Here is a 22,034-nt window from a genome sequence, read left to right on the forward strand (position 1 = left end):
CAACCTCAAGAGGTGTAAGGGATATTAAATTCTTCTTATTCAGATTGTCGAAAATATATGCTTAAAACATCCCCCCAACTTTTCCGCTTGATCCTGCTTTAGTGCAAAATACTGTGTCGAAAAATTATGGGCATAAAAAAAAGCTACCCTTTTCAGGATAGCTTTTCAATATATGTTTTGTTGTTGTTATTCTTCTGAATAGGTGATTTTATTCACGTGTTTATCAATTTCCCATCTTCCTGTACCTTCTTCGCCAATCACTTCGAATAATTCTAACGCTCTGCGTGCTTTGTATTCTTCTTCGCGTTGTTCTTTCAGGAACCAGTTTAAGAATTCCATGGTTACAAAATCCTGCTCTTTATGGCATTTAGCAGCTAGGTTTTTAAAACTTTGGGTAATGGCGATTTCTGCTTCTAAGGCATCTTCGAAAACTTCCCTAAATCCGGCAAAATCAGTTTTAATGCCTGTAACTTCTGGAGATATTGCGTTTCCACCCATATCCAAAACATATTTGAACAATTTTAATTGGTGTACTCTTTCTTCTTCAGATTGCTTTAAGAAATAATCTGCTGAAAAATCGAACCCATTTTGGTCGCACCAAGATGACATTGCTAAATATAGTGATGAAGAGTGAGCTTCTTTTTTGATCTGCTGATTTAATAATGTTTCAATATCCTGTGATATTAAACATTTAATGCGCATTAAGTCTTTCATAATTTTCTTTGCTTAACTAATGATACAAATGTAACATCAAATTAACCAAATGGTGTGATTTATTTGCTATATGAAATTAGTCTAAATTGCTGATAATTAGTTATTTGTAATCAGTTTAAATAAGGAGGTTAAGATGGGAAATGTAAGAATAACGCCAAACGGATTGTGGTTGAAGATCAAGAGGATAGTGGCTGGTTTTCAGTTGGCAGTTTTCAGTTAAGGGTTTACAAATTAACCGGTTTACACGGTTAACCAATTATTCTGACCATTAATAAGTTAAGAAAATTAAAGTTTTAGTAATAATAATAAGCCATGTGGTTATTCATCTTAGCCTTTAAATCACTCTTTTTAGATCCTGAACCAACTTGTTGCACCAATGAACAAATGGTTAATGGACCAGTAAACTAAAACTAGTAAACCAACCTATAAAGGCAGTCGCTAATGATATGGTTAAGCTTAAACATCGTAAAGGCACCTTGCAGTAAATCTTTTAGTGCGATGATTTCTAAAGCGCTTAATAAATAGATGTGCTCGCAACCATTAAAGGTAACCAATTCGAAATCGGCTTTGTGGGTATTTAAAAGGAGTGCTTCAATATCAATCTGTTCTACAACAGCTTTTAATTTTTGAAGAGACAGGCAGTTGAAGCGTGCAAACTTGCCACCAAAATCTACATAAAAGCAGTTTAACTTATCGGATTGATAAATAGAACCATGAGTATTTGAGAATACGTTAACCAGTTCGTTAATATCGATACATGCTTTTTCCATCGGTTACAAAAATTGGCATTATTTAGATTAAATACAAATAAAAATGGAAATAAATTTGAGAAGCGGTTGGCGGTTCTCAAATAAAAGAGATATATGAATATTAGTTTGAGTAGGCCACATAACGTAATTGTAAGAAAGTATATGGCATATATATTGGACCATATAAGTATTGTAAGGTGATATAAGCAGCAGTATGCCTATACCTAGACTAATTTAGCAGCTTACATTAATTAATTATAGCGGAGGGTGATTATTCGCTAACAATTGATCTTAAAAACCATGTGGTGATACAAGCCGCCCATAAATTGTTTTTCATTTTGAATAGCAAAGCCTATATTTTGGTAAAGCTTCAATGCACGGTCGTTGTTTTGTTCTACTAATAAGCCGATGTTATAGTGGCCAAGTTGTTTAGCCCAAGCGATGCCTGCTTTAATGAGTTGTTTTCCTATCCCTTTTCCTTGCATTAATGGATTAACGCTAATGGTATCCAAGTAAAATTCGCCACTTTCTGTTTCTACATCTTTGCTGTTATCATTTGTTTGGTAATGCTCGGCTAAATAAGTCAGGAATGGCTTGCGGAGCGCTAGAAGTTTTGCCCCATCATAAGCGTTAATAGATCCAATTATTTCTCCCTCATCTTCAAAAACCAAAGTGTTTTCGTAGCTGTATTGATTACCTGTTTGTACAAAAAAGTGTTTGAAGATTTTATTAATCACTTCTTTATCATTAGTATGGGTTAGTTTTTGAGCCAGTTTATCCATGGCCTGAATAATCAGTGGAACAACTGCTTCAACATCGCGGGGAGTGGCGGGTCTGATCATTTACAGATCACTTAAATTAAAGGTTTCTGCTACCCGGATGCCTTTTTCTGTTCTTTGCAGGGTACAGCATTCGTTAATCGGGTCGTGTTCCAGGTATAATATATAGTTGTGAGTTACAGCCTCTTCTAAAAATGTTTGTTTTTCGGTTAAGGTTTTTAACGGAAACATATCGTAAGCCATTACATAGGGCAGGGGTAGGTGACCAACGGAAGGCAAAAGATCGGCCATATAAACTATGGTTTTGCCTTTATAGTTGATTTTCGGGAGCATCATCGCATCGGTGTGGCCGTAAGCAAAGCTGATACTGATGTCTTTTTGCCAGGCTATGTTTTCCTGTTCGGAAACGAATTTAAGCTGTCCGCTTTCCTGGATCGGAAGGATGTTCTCCTTTAAAAAAGATGCTTTTTCCCTTGCATTGGGTTCTACTGCCCATTGCCAATGTTTTTCGTTGCTCCAGTAGGTGGCGTTTTTAAAGGCTGGTAAGAGTTTTTCGCCCGCTCTTACAATGGCTCCGCCAACATGATCAAAATGGAGGTGTGTAAGGAAAACATCAGTAATATCGGCTGTGCTAAAACCCAAATGTGCCAGCGATTTTTCCATCGAATCATCTCCATGCAGATAATAATGACTGAAAAACTTTTCATCCTGTTTATTGCCAATTCCGGTATCCACTAAAATTAATTGATTGCCTTCTTCAATTAAAAGACAGCGCATGGCCCAGGTGCAAAGGTTATTGGCATCGGCCGGGTTGGTTTTTTGCCAGATGGCTTTGGGTACAACGCCAAACATAGCGCCGCCATCGAGTTTAAATAATCCGGTGTTTATGGTGTGAAGTTTCATTTAGGAGGTAGGTTTAGGGCTTAGAGTTTAGAGGAAACGATTGGTAAACTTACGCAAATCTTATCGGTTTGATTAAATAGGATTGTTTTAATATTGGATAGATAAATTGACCGAAAATTTTATTCACATTAAGATCTTTGTCTTTTTAATCTCTCGAAGGGATGAGTGTATAACGCTTCTTTAATTTAAGGAAGAGTTTTTCAAAATAACGGTACGATAGCGATGCCAACATTACGGTTGTAATAAATGCAATTATAAAGCCTATTGTGTTTTGCCAGTCGGCGAGGCCTAAAGTTTTGCTCAACGCTGCCAATTCGTTTTTGAAGATAGTGTAGGTTATCCAATAAATAGTAATATGGAATATATACATTCCATAAGAGATGCGGCCGAGATAAACAAGTACTTGAGGCATATGTTTTGATGATGCTCCGTAGAGCGATAAGAACATTGATGTTACCCCGATAAGAATGAGAAGCCAGCCACTTACCGATTGCGTTACGGTGTTGAGGTGGGGTGCATCGGCAGTTACTTCGCAAACCATAGATGCGATTAACCAACATACTATTCCGGCAGCAAAAAGTCCGATGCGCACAGCTGCGTTCCATTTTGGCATTCTGCCTTTTAAGAATATCGCTAACAGGATCCCTGCGGCAAAAAACTGAAACTGAACAAAACTATTTGTCCACTGGCCATTAAACCCATCAGTAGGTTTTTGTGCATAATATACGATTGCAATGTAGGCAACTAAAATTGATAATATCGAAAAAGCAATAGTACCTTTCTTTCCTGTAAAGAGCATAATAAGCGGTAGCAATATATACAGTTGTTCTTCAACAGACACACTCCATAAAGGGTTAATGCAATATGATTGCCATTCGTTAAATGTAATATACCAATTGCCGGCAAAAAAGGTAAAGGCCAGCTGTGCTTTTGGAGGGATAGCTGATGAGAAAGCGTTAGTGGTATGGGTTAACAGTACCATAACGAAGAAAAATGTGAAATACAAAGGCCAGATGCGTAAAATACGTCTGATGTAGAATGATTTAATATCTATTTTTCCAAAATGCATATTCTCCCGTTGAAGGAGCTCCGTAATCAGAAATGAACTCAAAAAGAAAAAAAGTGGTACGCCATAATTGCCTAACAGGCTTAGATGGTATTCCCAAAAATATTTATCTGTATCAACAGGTGCTAAATCCAATCGGTGCACAAAGAAGACAAAAAGGAATGCGCAGAAACGCAGAACATCAAGTTCAGGTTTGTAATAACGGTTTATACTCATAACTGATTTTTAAATAAAAAATAAATGATATAAAAGCTGATTTGAGCCTTTTTTTGCATTTATAAGATATTTGGCTTATGACTGGCCCCTCTAAATTTTTAGTGAGCTGGATAAATATATAAAATACATGCGCTACCAACAAGTAAAAAACGTTATGGACGGTTTGATCGGGCAGTTGGATATTATGAAAATGTTTGTTGAGTGGCCTTTACAGCAAAAAACCCTTTAGGATTAACTAAAGGGTTTTTATCATTTGGTTTTAATTAAGTTTATTAAGCTTTAGCCTTCTGCCTTCCAGCTTTAAACCTTCTACCTTATAAATGTATCACTTCTCCGTAGGCATCAGCTGCAGCTTCCATAATGGCTTCGCTCATGGTTGGGTGAGGGTGAACAGATTTAATCATTTCGTGGCCAGTAGTTTCTAATTTACGTGCCACAACAATTTCAGCGATCATTTCGGTAACGTTGGCGCCAATCATGTGTGCACCTAATAATTCTCCATATTTGGCATCGAAAATTAATTTTACAAAACCATCTTTAGCACCTGCAGCACTTGCCTTACCTGAAGCTGAGAATGGGAATTTACCGATCTTTAATTCGTAACCTGCTGCTTTTGCTGCTTTTTCGGTATAACCTACTGAAGCAATTTCTGGTGTGCAATAGGTACAGCCCGGAATGTTGTTATAATCTAATGGTTCTACATGCTGACCAGCGATTTTTTCTACACAGATAATACCTTCTGCCGAAGCCACATGTGCTAAGGCTTGTCCGCCAACTACATCACCAATAGCGTAGTAACCTTTAACTGAAGTGTTGTAAAATTCGTCGGTAACGATTTTGCCTTTTTCGGTTTTAATGCCTACTTCTTCTAAACCAATGTTTTCGATATTGGCAACAATACCTGCTGCTGATAATACGATGTCGGCTTCGATGGTTTGCATGCCTGCAGCTGTTTTAACAGAAACTTTACAGCCTGCACCGCTGGTATCAACAGATTCGACACTTGCTGAAGTCATTACATCGATACCTGTTTTCTTTAAGCTGCGTAATAATTGTTTAGATACATCTTCGTCTTCTACCGGAACAACGTTATCCATAAATTCAACAATGGTTACCTTGGTGCCCATTGTAGCATAAAAATAAGCAAATTCTACTCCGATAGCTCCAGAACCTACTACTACCATGCTTTTTGGTAATTCGGGAAGTACCATGGCCTGGCGGTAGCCTATAATTTTTTTGCCATCCTGTTTCAGGTTAGGTAATTCTCTTGAACGGGCACCTGTAGCAATGATGATATTTTTAGCACTTAGTTCCTGCTGAGAACCATCGGCACCTTTAACTTCTAATTTGTTTCCTGGTTTTACTTTACCAGTACCCATAATGACGTCAATTTTATTTTTCTTCATTAAAAATTGAACGCCTTTGCTCATGCCATCGGCTACACCACGGCTGCGTTTTACCACAGCAGCAAAATCTGGAGTTGCACCGGCAGTAGTAATTCCGTAATCAGCAGCATGATTAATATATTCGAAAACCTGAGCACTTTTTAAAAGTGCTTTAGTAGGGATACAGCCCCAGTTTAAACAAATACCACCTAATGATTCACGCTCAACAATTGCAACTTTTAGTCCCAATTGAGAAGCTCTGATTGCAGCTACGTAACCACCTGGGCCGCTGCCTAAAACAATAACGTCGTAATTCATCTGTTTTTTAATCTATTTTAAAGAGATTTGTTTTTAATTGCTTTGTATCTGTAATCTGCTCTATTATCCCTTAATATGGGTTGCTACATCCTGATTACAAAAAGTTAAAAGATCTTCATCCTGCAACAATCGCTCAAAACTAAAAAAAAAATGTCAATTGGCTAGCTCAATGTTGAGGTAACCGTTAAAATTTACAATGATTGAATATTGTTGTGGCAACTCTGTTTTAGAATATTAATTATAATCAGCTTGATTTGCAGAATAATATATTGATTAGGTAACAAAAAGTTAAATAATGAAGATGTTTAAGTCTCAAAAAATGTTGTTAGTATGTATTATTTGAAAAATACCAATATTAACATAAGTTTTATGCTTAAATTATAATCAACAGATTGTTTCGTTATTAAAAATTTAGCTTTATTATCAAAGTATTGATAAACTGAAAGTTATAATTCAGGTAATATGTGTTAAATGTTGAAAAGTTTTGCCCGACTTAATAATTATTTAACATTGGATGTTAAAATGTGTTAAATTTTATTAAGACATTTGCAGCAATAAAATCCCTTTTAGATTATTATTCAACAACAAAAAACATTTAAAAAACAAAGTATGAAGAAATCTTTACTTTTAAGATTAGTACTGGTTATTGTTGCATTTGTAGGTATTACTTTTGGTGTTAACGCACAGGTAACCACATCATCAATGACAGGAACTATTAAGGACGCCAAAGGCGCCTTACCAGGTGCAACAGTTAAAGCTACGCACACTCCATCTGGAACAACATATACAGTTTCTACAAATAATGATGGGCGTTTCTCAATTGGTAACATGAGAGTAGGCGGACCATATTCAGTAGAAATAAGTTATATCGGTTTCAAACCAGCAAAAGTAAATGATATTTATTTAAAGCTTGGTGAAACTTATGGTGTAGATTACAAGCTTGACGATTCAGGTAATACTTTAGCTGAAGTAAGTGTGCAAGGAACTAAAAAAGTTACTGCCCTTAAAACTGGAGCGAGTACAAATATTTCTAGTAGAGATTTAGCAAGTTTACCAACACTTTCGAGAAGTATTTCAGATTTTACACGTTTAACGCCGCAGGCAAGTGGTAATAGTTTTGGTGGGCGTGATGCTCGTTATAACAATATTCAAGTAGATGGTGCTAACCTTAATAATAATTTTGGCTTAAGTAACGATCCACTTCCAGGAGGAGGTTCTCAACCAATCTCTTTAGATTCTTATGATCAGATTTCTGTTAACATTGCTCCTTATGATGTGAGACAAGCTGGTTTTACAGGTGCAAATATTAGCGCTGTAACAAAAAGTGGTACTAACACTTTTCATGGAACAGCTTACGGATTTTATAGAGATCAAAGCTTCTTAGGTAAACATGTTGGTGATATCGATATCAGCTCAACAATAGTTGCTTCAAAATCTAAAACTTACGGTTTTAGTTTAGGTGGTCCAATTATCAAAAACAAATTGTTTTTCTTTGTTAATGCTGAGAAAGAAGAAAATTCAAAACCTGGAATTAACTATTACGCAGCTGGCTCAGGTGGTACAGGTCTCCCGTCATCAACAAATGTTGCCGATTTAAAATCAGTATCTGATTATCTTCAGTCAAAATTTGGTTATAATACTGGCTCGTATACAGATTTTCCTGCTTTTGCAACTGATAACCATAAAATATTAGCTAAGTTAGACTGGAATATCAATAATAGTAATAAACTGACTTTGAAATTTAGCGATTTCAAAGGTAATGATGACCAGCAATTAAATGCTACCAGTATTCCTAACGGTGCTGGGTTCAAGGTCACATCAGGTACAGGTACAGCTACAATTTCTAGAGCTCCAAACAGCCGTTTTGGTCCTAAGTCTTTTGCTTTTGCTAACTCTAACTATGCATTTGAAAATACTACCAGAACTGGTACCATCGAGTTAAACAGCCGTTTAAGTAACAAAGCATCTAATCAGGTATTGTTAGCATTAACAAAAAACCGTGCATTAAGAGTGTATAATGGTGGTATTTTCCCTACAATAGACATTTATGATGGTAATGGAGGTAATTACATTACTGCAGGTATGGATCCGTATACATTGAATAATGACGTTATTAATGATGTTTATAGTTTCACTGATAACTTTACATACTATGCAGGGAAACATACCTTGACTGCAGGCTTAACATACGAATACCAAAAAACTGGTAATATGTTTATGGCTCCAGCAAATAGCTATTATGCGTATAATTCATTAAGTGATTTTCTAAATGATAAGGCTCCTGCCTATTATGCGTATACGTATTCGCTAATTCCGGGTCAGAGTTCTGTTTATTCAGCGCAACTAAAATTAGGTCAAGCAGGTGCGTATATTCAGGATGAATACAACGTTAGTGATAACTGGAAATTAACATTAGGTTTACGTGCTGATATGCCTATTTATCATGAAAATCCTTTAAATAACCCAGCTACTTCAGCATTAAATTTCTATTCTTCAGATAATACTACGCTAAGACATTATTATACTGACAAATGGTCGAAAAATAGTGTTTTATTGTCTCCTCGTTTTGGTTTGAGATATACATCGGATGATAAATCACTGGTGTTCCGTGGAGGATTGGGTGTGTTTACAGGCAAAATTCCTTTTGTATTCTTAACTAACATTCCTACAAATACAGGTATGTATCAGTTTGGTGGTGCTATTAGTAATGCGAATGCAACAGGTTTAGCGCAATTGGCTAATATTAAATTTAGCAGCAATCCTGCAGCATATGCTAATTTATTCCCAAGTGCAGCAGGAACTACAAGTCCACCAGCGGTTGTATTTATGGATGATAATTTTAAATTTCCTAAAGTATTAAGAGCAAATTTAGGTATTGATAAAAATTTAGGTAGTGGTTATATGTTTACTTTTGATGGACTATATACTAAAGATATCAATGCAGTGCGGATGCGTAATGCAAACTTAACCAACCCTAATGGAGTTATTAATGAAGGTGGACTTACTCGCCCTCGCATTATTGGAACTAATCGTTTAAATGCTGGAACAACCTCAGCTATTGTTCTTGAAAATACAATCAAAGGTTTCGCTTCTTCATTAACAGCTCAATTAAGTAAATCATATAGTAATGGCTTCTCAGGATCAATTGCATATACTTATTCTATAGCTAAAGAGGTTACTGCTAACCCAGGAAGTACAGCAAGTTCGGTATGGAATTCTAACCCAAATGTAGGCACTTCAAATGATCAGGAATTAGGAAATTCAGCTTATGCAGTTCCTCACCGCGTAGTTAGTAATTTATCTTACCGTTTAGAGTATGCTAACCATTTTGCTACAACGATCTCTTTATTCTATCAGGGAATGACTCAAGGTGTGTATAGCTATGTTGTAAATGGAGATTTAAACGGTGATGGAAACAGTAGCGCAGATTTAATGTACATTCCTCGTGCAGGCGAAACAAACTTTGCAGCTTACACAGTTGGTACAGGTGCAACCGCAGTTACTTATACAGTAGCTCAACAAGCTGCTGCTTGGGAAGAGTTTATTAATAATTCTAAATATCTAAGTAAGCATAGAGGTGAATATGCTAAAAGAAATGCAGCTACACTGCCTTGGTTTAATAAATTCGATGTTAGATTCTTGCAAGATATTTTTGTGAAAACTGGAAAAACTGGTAAACAGACTTTGCAGTTTAGTGCTGACATTATCAACTTTAGCAATTTGTTAAATAAAAAGTGGGGAACTTATCAGAGATATGTGATCAATAATCCATTAACATTTAGAAGTATTGGTGCAAACAATCAGCCAGTTTATAATCTTCAAAATGTTTCAGGTAAATTAATTACAGATCCATTACAAGATGATATAAGTGTTAACAGTACCTATAGCATTCAATTGGGTCTAAGATATTCTTTTTAATCAAAAAGCGTAGTTTAGAAAAAGCCCTGATCAATCCGATCAGGGCTTTTTGCATTATGGAGCTATATTAGATAATATTTTATGTAATAATGATCAATAAATTTTTTTACTGTAGCGTTTATTAGCAACAGAACGTTATTATAATAAATCTAAAAAAAAATGAAAAATCTAATTTATTTAACACTCCTATTTTTATCTTTTACTTCTTGTAAAAAGCTTACGGTAAAAGAAGAAAAAACGTTTTATGAAATTAATGTACCCAAACCTGATGGATACCTGACCAGTGCGATACGCATTACACTCATGGTAGACGGCAAAGCAGATATAGTGCCAGGTGGCGATGTAGCATATAGAGGTACTTACAAAATCAAGGGCAAAAAGCTTACTGTTACAGCAGAAAAAGAATATGAATTTGAAATCACCTCAGAAACAGAAATTAAGTACGGTGAACGGATTTTGAGGTTGCAATAGTATATATAGATACTTAGATGTTTTACAAATCCCGGATCATTAAATCGGGATTTTTTTATATCAATTTTTGAAGTATTTATTTCAGATTGCTTAATCTATTATTTTTTTAACCTTTGCAGGCACCCCCGCTACCATCACATGCGGTAGAACATCCTTTGTAACACAAGCTCCGGCGGCTATATAGGCATTGTTTCCAATTGTTACACCTGGGATTACGGTTGCACCTGCTCCAATAAAAACACCTTCCTTAATGCTTACATTCCCAGCTATGGTTACACCGGGAGAAATGGTCACGTAGTTTTCTAGTATGCAATCGTGACTGATATTGCAGTTTGAATTAATAATACAGTGATTCCCGATATTCACATTTGCATTGATTACACAACCTGGGGCAATACAGTTACCTGTGCCCATTTTTAAGGTAGGGCTTAAGTAATTGTGTGGATGGATGATATTGATGAAGCCGTAGCCTTTTTTTTCTAATAATTCTATAATTGATTTCCGCTGGTAATTGCCAATTGCACCAATAAGCGCTAGTTTTGGCGAAGCCGGATATTGTTTTAAAAAATCGTGCAGCTGGATAACAGATTTAAGGAGACTATGATCATGGTGATCGACATTGATAACGTAGCCTGCTAAATAATATGCCTGGTGATTGTTAAAATATTCGCTAACTTCTGTAGCATGTTTACCAGCACCCAAAACATATACATCGATCATAATATTTATTTCAATTTGGAGAGGTTCGATAAAACTAAATATATCAGATACAAATGTAGAAGAAGTACCGATAAAACACCAGATGTATTGATAAAGTTAAACGCGTTAAGTTGAATTTAAAAAAAGAGCATAGCTAAAAAGCTTCACAGATTGTTTGTGAAGCTTTTTAAATAGTAAAATTGCTTTACTGCAATTGTTTCCCTGGTTCTGTTTTACCGTTGTGACAGGTTATGCAGGCAATTTGGGCTACAGTTTTGCCTTCTTTCATGCCATTGTGAAAATATTTCTTATTGATTTTAGCTGTCATGCGCATCATTTTGCGGGCGGTTTCTTTCTCTGGTTTATCATCACTGGCGAAATCCATTTTGCGTGGATTATCTTTCATGGGGGCATGGCAATGGCCGCAACGTACGCCCAAAGCCAGCTTGAAATCATCCATCACTTTGTCGAGTTGCTCTTTGCTGATATTTTTAGGCAGTACCTTTAAATTCTTTGCTTTCGGTTCTGGTTCGGGTTTTGGCATAAAGGCACTTAAGCTTATTGCAAAGCCAGCCATTAGTGCCATAACTACGGTCTTCTTATAATTCATATTCTGTTTAGTTGGTTAACTAATATAACCCTTTTTTGAAGTAGAAAATGACTTTTACAGATTGTAATGAATTTATTTCAATTGATGTCGGTATGCCATATAAAAGAAAAGGCTTTGGGTTTATCCAAAGCCTTTATATTAAATGAAAAACAGGGGTTTAGTTATAAACAAAAGTACCTTTTTCGCTTTCGATTGTTACCTGTTTCTGCTCGCCTTTTTCTACGCGGCCGATAATCTGCGCATCGATATTAAAGCTTTTAGAAATTTCGATAATGCTTTCGGCAATCTCCTGAGGAACATATAATTCCATGCGGTGCCCCATATTAAACACTTTGTACATTTCTTTCCAATCGGTACCCGATTGTTCCTGTATCAGTTTAAATAGTGGTGGAACAGGGAATAAATTGTCTTTTATAACATGAATATCATCATTGATGAAGTGAAGCACCTTGGTTTGTGCACCACCACTGCAATGTACAATACCATTAATCTGACTGCGGTGTTTCTCTAGTATCTGTTTAATTACCGGTGCATAGGTACGGGTAGGAGAGAGTACGAGTTTACCAACGGTTATTTTACCATAACCATCTATTTCAATTTCGTCTGTTAGTTTTTTGCCGCCCGAGAAAACCAGGTCAAACGGTACCGCGGGGTCGAAACTTTCAGGGTAAGTATTGGCTATCGATTTCTCAAAAACATCGTGACGGGCAGAGGTTAATCCATTAGAGCCCATACCGCCATTATATTCTGTTTCGTAAGTGGCTTGTCCGGAAGAAGCCAGCGCCACAATTACATCGCCAGGTTTAATATTATCGTTGCTGATGATCTCTTCGCGCTTTAAACGGCAAGTTACCGTAGAATCGACAATAATCGTTCTTACTAAGTCGCCAACATCTGCAGTTTCGCCACCGGTAGAATAAATGGAAATGCCCTGTTCGCGTAAATCGGCTAAAATTTCTTCTGTTCCGTTAATTACAGCAGCAATTACTTCACCTGGAATCAGGTTTTTATTGCGGCCAATGGTTGATGACAGGAGGATGTTATCGGTAGCACCAACGCAGATTAAATCATCGATATTCATGATGATGGCATCCTGAGCAATCCCTTTCCACACCGAGATATCGCCAGTTTCTTTCCAGTATACGTAAGCTAATGATGATTTGGTACCTGCACCATCAGCATGCATGATGTTACAGTAAGACTCATCACCACCTAAAATGTCAGGAATGATTTTGCAGAATGCTTTAGGGAAAATTCCTTTATCGATGTTTTTGATGGCATTGTGCACATCTTCTTTTGAGGCAGAAACGCCACGTTGATTGTACCTGTTATCACTCATGTTGGCGCAAAGATAAGGTTTTAAGGGGAAAGACTAAAGCTAAATACTTAAGGTTTTTTATGGCTAAATGGCAAGGCTTTTTTACCACCCGGGCACCAGAGTTTGTTTACCATGAAGGCACAAGGAACGCAAAGGTTTAAAGTTGTAAACGGTAGGGGTTCGTTTTTTTGGAAGTGGATGTTCGTTTTCCATGGCTGCCTGCCGTCCCGCTTTTCCTCCTGCCGTTTTAAAGCTTTGGAAAAAGGAAAATTAATTTATAAAAACGGCATCCGTACAATCGGGCTTAGGTACAGCGGACTGGCTCTTTGTGGCAGTTTTTTTCTTGCGCGGACCTATGTTAAATAAACCTGATTGCATGGATGCTGTAAGCGATGGATTAAAAATCAGAAAGGAAGTTTACAGCAGGAAGAAAAGCAGAGCTTGATTAACCGATAAGCATTGGTACTGCTTTTCAAAAAAAGGTCCTTGCCAGTATAAACAACTATTCGATTGGATTCTGAACCAAGTTCAGGAGGACGTTGTGGTGGGGGATAACTTAACCGATTTTAATAATTGATCGATTAACCAGTTTACCGTTTTTATTTGACAGTTTACTTGCAAAGAAAATCACAATAGCCGATGAATCAACAAAAAAAGGCGTAGAGTAAACCCTACGCCTTAAACCTTTTAGCTTACGCCTTTCTTATTTCATGAATAATAATTCTCTGAATTTTGGTAAAGGCCAAACGCTGTCGTCAACAATTTGCTCCAATTTATCAGCGTGGTAACGGATAATATCGAAGTAAGACTTAACTTTCTCATCGTAAGCAATTGCTTTCTCACGTGTATCTTCGATTTTGTTGGTTACTTTACGTTCTTCTAACATCGCATCGATATTGGTTTTCACAATTTCTAAATGCTCAGATAGTTTTTTCACGATATCGATAGAAACTTTGCTATCTACACCAATTGCTTTTAATCCTTGTACGTTTGCGATCAAAGAGTTTTGGTAAGCAATAGCGGCCGGGATAATGGCAGTATTTGCAACTTCGCCCATTACACGTGCTTCGATCTGTAGTTTTTTATAGAAGTTTTCTAACATGATTTCATGACGGGCATGAATCTCACGTGCGCTGTAAATACCTGTTGTAGCAAATAACTCAGCTGATTTTTCAGTTAAGTAAGCATCTAAAGCTTTAGGGGTAGTTTTGATGTTTGATAAACCGCGTGCTGCAGCTTCATCTTCCCACTCCTGGCTATAACCATTACCTTCGAAACGGATTGCTTTTGATTCTTTAATGTATTTTTTGATCACTGTTAATAAAGCGATATCTTTTTTATCACCTTTTTTGATCAATTTATCAACCTCAACCTTAAATTTAACCAATTGCTCAGCCATAATTGCATTTAAGATTGTCATCGGAGCAGAAGAGTTTGCTGAAGATCCAACAGCTCTAAGCTCAAATTTGTTACCAGTAAATGCGAAAGGAGATGTACGGTTACGGTCGGTGTTATCCAACAAAATCTGAGGGATTTTAGGGATACCTAACCAAAGTGCATTATCTTCTTTGATTTTTTTGCTGATACGTGAGTGCTCAATCTCATCTAACACATCGTTCAATTGAGAACCTAAGAAGATAGAGATAATGGCTGGTGGCGCTTCATTAGCACCTAAACGGTGATCGTTGCTTACTGATGCAATACTTGCACGTAATAAATCGGCATGTTCGCTAACGGCTTTAATTGTATTTACAAAGAAAGCAAGGAACATTAAGTTATTTTTAGGTGTTTTACCTGGTGCCAATAAGTTTTTACCGGTATCGGTAATTAACGACCAGTTGTTGTGTTTACCTGATCCGTTGATGCCAGCATATGGTTTTTCGTGTAATAAAACACGGAAGTGGTGACGACGGGCAACTTTCTCCATCAAATCCATCAACAATTGGTTGTGATCGATAGCTAAGTTGATTTCTTCGTAAATTGGTGCACACTCAAATTGAGAAGGCGCAACCTCGTTATGACGTGTTTTTAATGGAATACCTAATTTTAAGGCTTCGTTTTCGAAATCTACCATGTAGCTGAATACACGCTCAGGGATAGAACCGAAATAATGATCTTCTAATTGTTGGCCTTTAGCAGACATGTGTCCGAATAAAGCACGGCCTGTTAACAATAAATCCGGACGGGCGTTAAACAACGACTCATCAACGAGGAAATATTCTTGCTCAATACCTAAAGAAGCATTTACTTTAGTGATGCTTTTATCGAAATACTGGCAAACATCAACAGCAGCTTTATCTAGTGCAGCTAATGCTTTTAATAAAGGTGCTTTATAATCTAATGCTTCGCCTGTATAAGATACGAAAACGGTAGGGATACAAAGGGTTTTACCTGCTTTACTTTCCATAATGAAGGCTGGAGATGATGGATCCCATGCAGTATAACCACGGGCTTCGAAAGTATTACGGATACCACCGTTAGGGAAACTTGATGCATCTGGTTCTTGTTGAACTAATGCACTGCCAGAAAATTTCTCGATAGCACCATCGCCACTTGGCTCAAAAAACGAATCGTGTTTTTCAGCAGTAGTGCCGGTTAATGGCTGGAACCAGTGCGTGTAGTGCGTTGCGCCAGCGCTCATTGCCCAGGCTTTCATAGCCGTAGCAATTTGGTTAGCATCGTCAGAATTGATTAACTCACCCTGGTTGATAGATGAAATTAATTTTTCATACACGTCCTTAGATAAGAAATCTCTCATTTTTTTCTTATCAAATACATTCGAGCCGTAAAAATCAGAAATTTTCGCTGAAGGAGATTTAACTTCAGGTGAAATTCTGTTTTGAGCCTCTTTTAATGCGATGGTTCTTAAGCTTTTCATTAATTTGTTATGTTTTTTGTCAAAAATAGTATATTTTATTAATTTCAGTAAAAGAATCGTATTATTTTTATCAATTTTATTGAAAATGAAATAAAAAAATGTTTTTCGGATGAAAAATTTCATTTTTTGTAAAGAAAATAGATTTTTCGAATGTTTTATGGAATTGAGGATTTGGCTGCATCATGCTATAAAAATAAAAGCTATGTTCAACTCCTCAATTAACGTATACAAAACCGAGTGGCTCGATCTTGTATTTGCAAACCGCAACAAAAACTATGGTGCTTATGATTTAAGGTCTAAATCTTCGTCGATTATGACGAGAGCCCTTTTGGTATCTGGAAGTTTATTTGTCCTCTTGTGTTTCTCTCCTTTAATCTATGCAAAGCTCTTTCCTAAGGAAGCTATAGTAGAGGCTCCGCCAAAGGTTGTCAATTTAACTGATGTGATCCATCAAATGAAACCAAAAACTCCCGAACCAGAGAAAAAGGTTGAGCCTGCAAAAGCTGATCCGGTAAAAGTTAAAACGGTTGCTTTATCGCAGAATATTGTGGTAGTCAATAAAGTAGATCTTCCTGACCCACCAACAATTAAAGAAATTCAAAATGCGGTGATCAGCGATAAAACGCAAGATGGGGTTGTGGCTCCTAATGCGATGATTTCAGAAGCTAAAGGTAGCGGCGATGGAACTGGAACAGCTAAAGAGGGGACAGGGACAGGTGACGATAAGGAAATATATATCGCGGGTGGAGTTGATGAATACCCCGAGTTTAATGGTGGCGCCAAAGCATGGTCTAAATATATGGAACGTAATTTAAGATACCCTTCAAGGGCACAGGATGAGGGGGCTGCTGGAAAAGTATATGTAAGTTTCGTAGTAGAGAAAGATGGTTCTATAACTGATGTATCGGTGATTAAAGGGATTGGTTTTGGCTGCGATGAAGAAGCCATTAAAGTGATCAAAAAATCTCCTCTTTGGAAACCTGGCAAAAATAGAGGTATGCCAGTAAGGGTAAGGTATAATATGGCGATTAACTTTCAGATTTCCAATTAAAATAATCAAAATGAAAAAGTCCTTCTTAATATTATTGTTTACTTGCTTTACCGCTGCTTATTTAAGTGCCAAAGTTGTAAATAATACAGATACTTCAAAAGTATATAGTATTAAACTCGCAAATGCCGATTTAAAGAATGGTAGAGTTAAATTCTTGATACAGGGTGGTTTTGCTCCAGTATATTATAAAGGCCAGGAATTATTTGAAAAGAAATATAATATTACCTATTACGAATTTGGATGCGTAATGCCTTCGGATATTTCCATTAAACACTACAATAAAGTAGTAGCTTCTTTTATGGATAAAAAATATGGAAAGGGTTGGAGAAAAGAAGTGAGGAGAGATGTGCAGGGAATATGATGATGTAATATGGGTGATGTGAGAAGGAAAATGGATGGTGGGGAAGCTTTCTATTAACGCTCTTGGTTTTTAGGGAGATGTAGGGTTAGGTAAATTGAAACGGTTTGGACGGTGTCCAAGCCGTTTTTTATCCGATTCGTTACCCTGAACTTGCTTTATTGGCAATTTTTATAGTTTCAAAGATTTAATAGCTACTTCGTCGTCAGGGGCTGTTTAGCATGATAGATTTTTGGAAAGCAAATACAATGCTTTTCGGTTCCGGTAGTCCCGCCCTTTGTTCCAAATCCTCGCCCTCGTGCCTCGGGCTGTGAGTTTTCCACTTCGGTCGGGTTTAGGTGGCAAGGCTTGTACAGCTATTAATGGTTTATGGCATTTGCAGAAACAGACCTAATGTGTAACAATAGACTGTTGAACCCGATTTTTATTGATAGCGGTAGGAAGACCTTCGACTCCCCGTCATCTCGACTGTAGCGCAGCGAAATGGAGAGATCTATCTAAATAGATTTAGCTTCGCTGAGCCTTCGGGTTCTCGGCTCCGTTGCACTCCGCTCGAAATGACGAATGCTTGTAAAACAAAAAAATGGATGATGGTTTTTAATTCCGTCATCCATTTAAATTATCATTAAGAGTTGTCAATTTTTTTGCCACTGTGCTATTCAAGTTGACAACTCTATAAGTCCTGCAAAATATTACCCTTGGTTTTCAATCCACTTTCTAGCATTTACAAAGGCTTCCATCCACGGCGAAACCTCATCTTTGCGGCCTTGCGGGTAATTTGCCCAGTGCCATTGGAACAATGAACGTTCAATGTGCGGCATCATGACCAGGTGGCGACCACTTTCATCGCATAACATTGCAGTATTATAGTCTGAGCCATTCGGACTAGCCGGATAAGTTTCGTAAGCATATTTTGCTACGATTTTATATTTGTCTTCTGCGTATGGTAATGAGAATCTACCTTCACCATGTGATACCCAAACACCTAAAGTGCTCCCCGCCAGCGTAGATAACATAACCGAATTATTTTCCTGTAAGGTTAACGATGTGAAAATACTCTCGTGTTTACCACTTTTGTTATGTAACATTTTAGGCTTGTCGGCATGGTCTTTATTAATCAAGCCGAGCTCAATAAATAACTGACAGCCATTACAGATACCTACAGATAAAGTATCAGGACGGGCAAAGAATTTTTCTAAAGCAATTCTTGCTTTTTCGTTGTATAAAAACGCACCTGCCCAACCTTTAGCCGACCCTAGAACATCAGAGTTAGAGAAACCACCTACTGCACCAATAAACTGGATATCTTCTAAAGTCTCTCTTCCGGTAATTAAATCGGTCATGTGTACATCCTTCACGTCAAAACCTGCCAAATACATGGCATTAGCCAATTCGCGTTCGGAGTTACTTCCTTTTTCTCGGATAACGGCTGCTTTTGGCTTTGGTTTGCCTGGGTCGATTACAGGTTTCTTTCCATCAAATTGTAATGGGAAAGTGTAATTTAAAACATGATTTTTATAATTGTTGTAACGTTCTTTTGCTAAGCCGTTGCCTGTTTGTTTATTATCTAATAGATATGAAGTTTTAAACCAAACATCACGTAACTGATCAACATCAAAACTGAAGCTATCTGTGTTATTTTTAACTTCTAATTTAGCTGAGGTACTTACTTCGCCAATTTTGTGGAAAGCAACACCTGCCTGAGCGAAAGTTTCTTCAACCGAAGCATCAGCCTGGAAAACGATACCGATGTTTTCTGCAAATAATACTTTAATGCTGTCTGCTTCTGCTAATGAAGACAGATTTATGGTTGCACCTAAATCGCGATCGGCAAAACACATTTCCAGTAGGGTTGTAATTAAACCACCACTACCAATATCATGACCAGCCTGTATTTTATCTGCTTTGATTAACTGTTGTAGCGTATTAAAAGCTGTTTTAAACTGATCAGCTTCTTTTACATCAGGAGTTTCAGTACCGATTTTGTTTAAAATCTGTGCGAAAGATGAACCGCCTAATTTATAGCTGTCGTTAGATAGGTTGATGTAATAAATCGATCCTCCATTTTTTTGCAGTACCGGTTCAACCACTTTGGTAATGTCGCTACAGTTTGCTCCTGCAGAAATAATTACAGTACCAGGTGCAATTACATCGCCATCTTTGTATTTCTGTTTCATCGATAATGAATCTTTTCCGGTTGGGATATTGATTCCTAAACTGATGGCAAAATCAGAACAGCCCTTTACTGCTGCATATAAACGGGCATCTTCACCTTCGTTTTTACAAGCCCACATCCAGTTAGCAGAAAGTGAAACACTTTTTAAACCATCTTTTAAGGGGGCCCAAACAATGTTAGAAAGCGACTCGGCAATGGCATTGCGGCTACCTGCAGCCGGATCGATCAAAGCCGAAAGTGGCGCATGGCCAACTGAAGTGGCAATACCTTCTTTACCCTGAAAGTCTAAAGCCATTACACCACAGTTGTTTAATGGTAATTGTAACGGACCTGCACATTGCTGTTTGGCTACACGGCCACCCACACAACGGTCTACTTTATTGGTTAACCAATCTTTAGCTGCAACTGCTTCTAATTGAAGTACTTGTTCTAAATAGGTGTTTAATTCAGTTTTGTTATATTCAACAGCTTCGTATTTACGATTAATGGTTTGATCGTCCATTACGATTTTCGGAGAACTGCCAAACATGGCAGCCAGTTCGAAATCCATTGGTTTTAAGCCTGTTGTTGCCGATTTAAAGGTGAAACGATGATCGCCGGTTACCTTACCAACGGTATACATTGGCGAACGTTCGCGGTCGGCTATTTTTTGTAGGGTTTCGATATGGTCGTTACCGATTACCAATCCCATTCTTTCCTGCGATTCGTTACCGATAATTTCTTTTGCAGAGAGGGTAGGGTCGCCAACTGGCAGTTTATCTAAGTCGATTAAACCACCGGTTTCTTCAACCAGTTCTGATAAACAGTTTAAGTGTCCACCTGCACCATGGTCGTGGATAGAGATAATCGAATTGTGGTCACTTTCTACCATACCGCGAACAGCATTGGCTGCACGTTTTTGCATTTCAGGATTCGATCGTTGGATGGCATTTAATTCGATGCCGCTTCCATGCTGACCGGTATCTGCAGATGAAACTGCTGCACCGCCCATCCCGATTCTATAATTTTCTCCACCTAAGATTACAATATTATCGCCTTCTTTTGGTTTAAGTTTTTGTGCCTGGCTGGCTTTGCCATAACCAATACCGCCGGCAAGCATAATTACTTTGTCAAAACCGAGTGTACGGTTGTCTTCTTCGTGTTCGAAAGTTAAAACCGAACCTGTAATTAGCGGCTGACCAAATTTATTTCCAAAATCGGTAGCACCGTTTGACGCTTTGATCAGGATATCCATTGGTGTTTGGTACAACCATTGTCTTTCTTCAACACCTTTTTCCCATGGGCGTTTGTCTTCCAAACGAGAAAGTGCAGTCATATACACTGCAGTTCCTGCCAAAGGCAAAGAACCTTGTCCACCTGCTAAACGATCTCTGATTTCGCCACCAGAACCTGTTGCCGCGCCGTTAAAAGGCTCTACAGTAGTAGGAAAATTGTGTGTTTCTGCTTTTAGGGAGATTACCGATTCGAAATCGCTTGTGGTATAATAGTCAGGCTCATCGGCACGTTTAGGCGCAAATTGCTGTACTTTAGGACCTTTAATAAAAGCTACGTTATCTTTATAGGCAGAAACAATATCATTAGGGTTTTCTTCTGATGTTTTGCGAATCAACTTAAATAAAGAAGTAGGTTGCTCTACACCATCGATTACAAATTTGCCATTGAAAATTTTATGGCGGCAGTGTTCCGAATTTACCTGAGAGAAACCAAAAACTTCAGAATCGGTTAAAGGTCTTTCTAATTTTTGTGCTAACGTATTTAAATACTCAACTTCTTCATCACTTAAAGAAAGCCCTTCCTGTTTATTATAGGCTGCAATATCGGTGATTTCTAAAATCGGCTCGGGTTTGATGTTGATGGTATATATCGCTTGATCAAGCTTGCTGTATTTTTGAGAAAGCATTGGGTCGTAATCTGAAAAATTCTCATCAACCTGCTTAAATTCTTCGATCCTGATGATGCCCTGCATGTCCATGTTCTGGGTAATTTCTACGGCGTTGGTACTCCACGGCGTAATCATAGCTGCCCGTGGCCCAACGAAAAAGCCTGTTAAAGCTGTTTCTTGCGAGATTTTGGCGCCGCCAAATAACCATTCGAGTTTAGTAATGTCAGTGGTAGAAAGCGTTTTGTCTGTTTGTAAAACAAAAATCGACTGCGATTGCCCTTCGACAGGCTCAGGATGACAAGAGAAGAAATGAATCATGCTTTTTTTTTGAAGTTGCAAAAATAGCGTTAAAAATTTAAAAAGCTTGTTGTGATGTGCAATATAATTGCGCTTTTATTACTTTTGACTTTAATGTAGCTTATTAGATCAGGTCGTCATTGCAAGGATCGAAGCAATCTTAATGCATAGAAGGGGGAACCTGGTATTGTAAGATTGGTCCGTTGGCTGAAAGCGCCTCCTCGCAATGACGGATTTTATTCTTTA

15 protein-coding genes are annotated in these 22,034 nt (G+C 37.6%); 4 read left to right on the forward strand and 11 right to left on the reverse strand.

The window, feature by feature from the left end; all coding sequences use genetic code 11:
• Positions 1-186 precede the first annotated feature (186 nt).
• The 6 genes from HDC90_RS23550 to lpdA form a co-directional block, all read right to left on the reverse strand.
• Positions 187-714 (reverse strand): ferritin, encoded by a 528-nt coding sequence (locus HDC90_RS23550; RefSeq protein WP_184470846.1) that lies wholly within the window; start codon positions 712-714, stop codon positions 187-189.
• A gap of 410 nt (positions 715-1,124) precedes the next feature.
• Entirely contained in the window at positions 1,125-1,484 is a 360-nt protein-coding gene (locus HDC90_RS23555) for a hypothetical protein (protein WP_184470848.1), read from the reverse strand.
• 257 nt (positions 1,485-1,741) lie between these two features.
• Positions 1,742-2,305 (reverse strand): GNAT family N-acetyltransferase, encoded by a 564-nt coding sequence (locus HDC90_RS23560; RefSeq protein ID WP_184470850.1) that lies wholly within the window; start codon positions 2,303-2,305, stop codon positions 1,742-1,744.
• Entirely contained in the window at positions 2,306-3,145 is an 840-nt protein-coding gene (locus HDC90_RS23565; RefSeq protein WP_184470852.1) for an MBL fold metallo-hydrolase, read from the reverse strand.
• Positions 3,146-3,290: 145 nt separating this feature from the next.
• Positions 3,291-4,427, reverse strand: a complete 1,137-nt coding sequence (locus HDC90_RS23570; protein WP_184470854.1) for an acyltransferase — start codon at positions 4,425-4,427, stop codon at positions 3,291-3,293.
• A gap of 314 nt (positions 4,428-4,741) precedes the next feature.
• Positions 4,742-6,130 (reverse strand): dihydrolipoyl dehydrogenase, encoded by a 1,389-nt coding sequence (gene lpdA, locus HDC90_RS23575; RefSeq protein ID WP_184470856.1) that lies wholly within the window; start codon positions 6,128-6,130, stop codon positions 4,742-4,744.
• Positions 6,131-6,739: 609 nt separating this feature from the next.
• Here lpdA and HDC90_RS23580 point away from each other — a divergent pair.
• The gene (locus HDC90_RS23580; protein WP_184470858.1) at positions 6,740-10,048 is read left to right on the forward strand and encodes a TonB-dependent receptor; all 3,309 of its coding nucleotides are present in this window, start codon (positions 6,740-6,742) and stop codon (positions 10,046-10,048) included.
• A 159-nt stretch (positions 10,049-10,207) separates the two neighbouring features.
• Complete coding sequence (locus tag HDC90_RS23585; protein WP_184470860.1) at positions 10,208-10,519, forward strand: hypothetical protein; 312 nt, start codon at positions 10,208-10,210, stop codon at positions 10,517-10,519.
• 90 nt (positions 10,520-10,609) lie between these two features.
• Here HDC90_RS23585 and HDC90_RS23590 read toward each other — a convergent pair whose 3' ends face one another.
• The 4 genes from HDC90_RS23590 to HDC90_RS23605 form a co-directional block, all read right to left on the reverse strand.
• On the reverse strand, positions 10,610-11,239 hold the full coding sequence (locus HDC90_RS23590) for an acetyltransferase (RefSeq protein WP_184470862.1): 630 nt from the start codon (positions 11,237-11,239) through the stop codon (positions 10,610-10,612).
• Positions 11,240-11,423: 184 nt separating this feature from the next.
• Entirely contained in the window at positions 11,424-11,828 is a 405-nt protein-coding gene (locus tag HDC90_RS23595; RefSeq protein ID WP_184470864.1) for a c-type cytochrome, read from the reverse strand.
• A 157-nt stretch (positions 11,829-11,985) separates the two neighbouring features.
• Positions 11,986-13,167, reverse strand: a complete 1,182-nt coding sequence (locus tag HDC90_RS23600) for an AIR synthase related protein (RefSeq protein WP_184470866.1) — start codon at positions 13,165-13,167, stop codon at positions 11,986-11,988.
• A gap of 682 nt (positions 13,168-13,849) precedes the next feature.
• Entirely contained in the window at positions 13,850-16,024 is a 2,175-nt protein-coding gene (locus HDC90_RS23605; RefSeq protein ID WP_184470868.1) for a glutamine synthetase III, read from the reverse strand.
• A 202-nt stretch (positions 16,025-16,226) separates the two neighbouring features.
• On the opposite strand from HDC90_RS23605, the gene HDC90_RS23610 reads away from it, so the two are divergent.
• On the forward strand, positions 16,227-17,075 hold the full coding sequence (locus HDC90_RS23610) for an energy transducer TonB (protein ID WP_184470870.1): 849 nt from the start codon (positions 16,227-16,229) through the stop codon (positions 17,073-17,075).
• Between the two features lie 10 nt (positions 17,076-17,085).
• Positions 17,086-17,436 carry a hypothetical protein gene (locus HDC90_RS23615; protein ID WP_184470872.1) on the forward strand — a complete coding sequence of 117 codons (351 nt, stop codon included), beginning with the start codon at positions 17,086-17,088 and terminating at the stop codon, positions 17,434-17,436.
• A 689-nt stretch (positions 17,437-18,125) separates the two neighbouring features.
• Here the strand turns inward: HDC90_RS23615 and purL are convergent.
• Positions 18,126-21,809: a phosphoribosylformylglycinamidine synthase gene (gene purL / locus HDC90_RS23620; protein WP_184470874.1), complete on the reverse strand. Its 3,684-nt coding sequence runs from the start codon at positions 21,807-21,809 to the stop codon at positions 18,126-18,128.
• Between the last annotated feature and the right edge of the window lie 225 nt (positions 21,810-22,034).

The organism is Pedobacter sp. AK013 (genome assembly GCF_014205835.1).
In the GTDB taxonomy this organism is placed as follows: domain Bacteria; phylum Bacteroidota; class Bacteroidia; order Sphingobacteriales; family Sphingobacteriaceae; genus Pedobacter.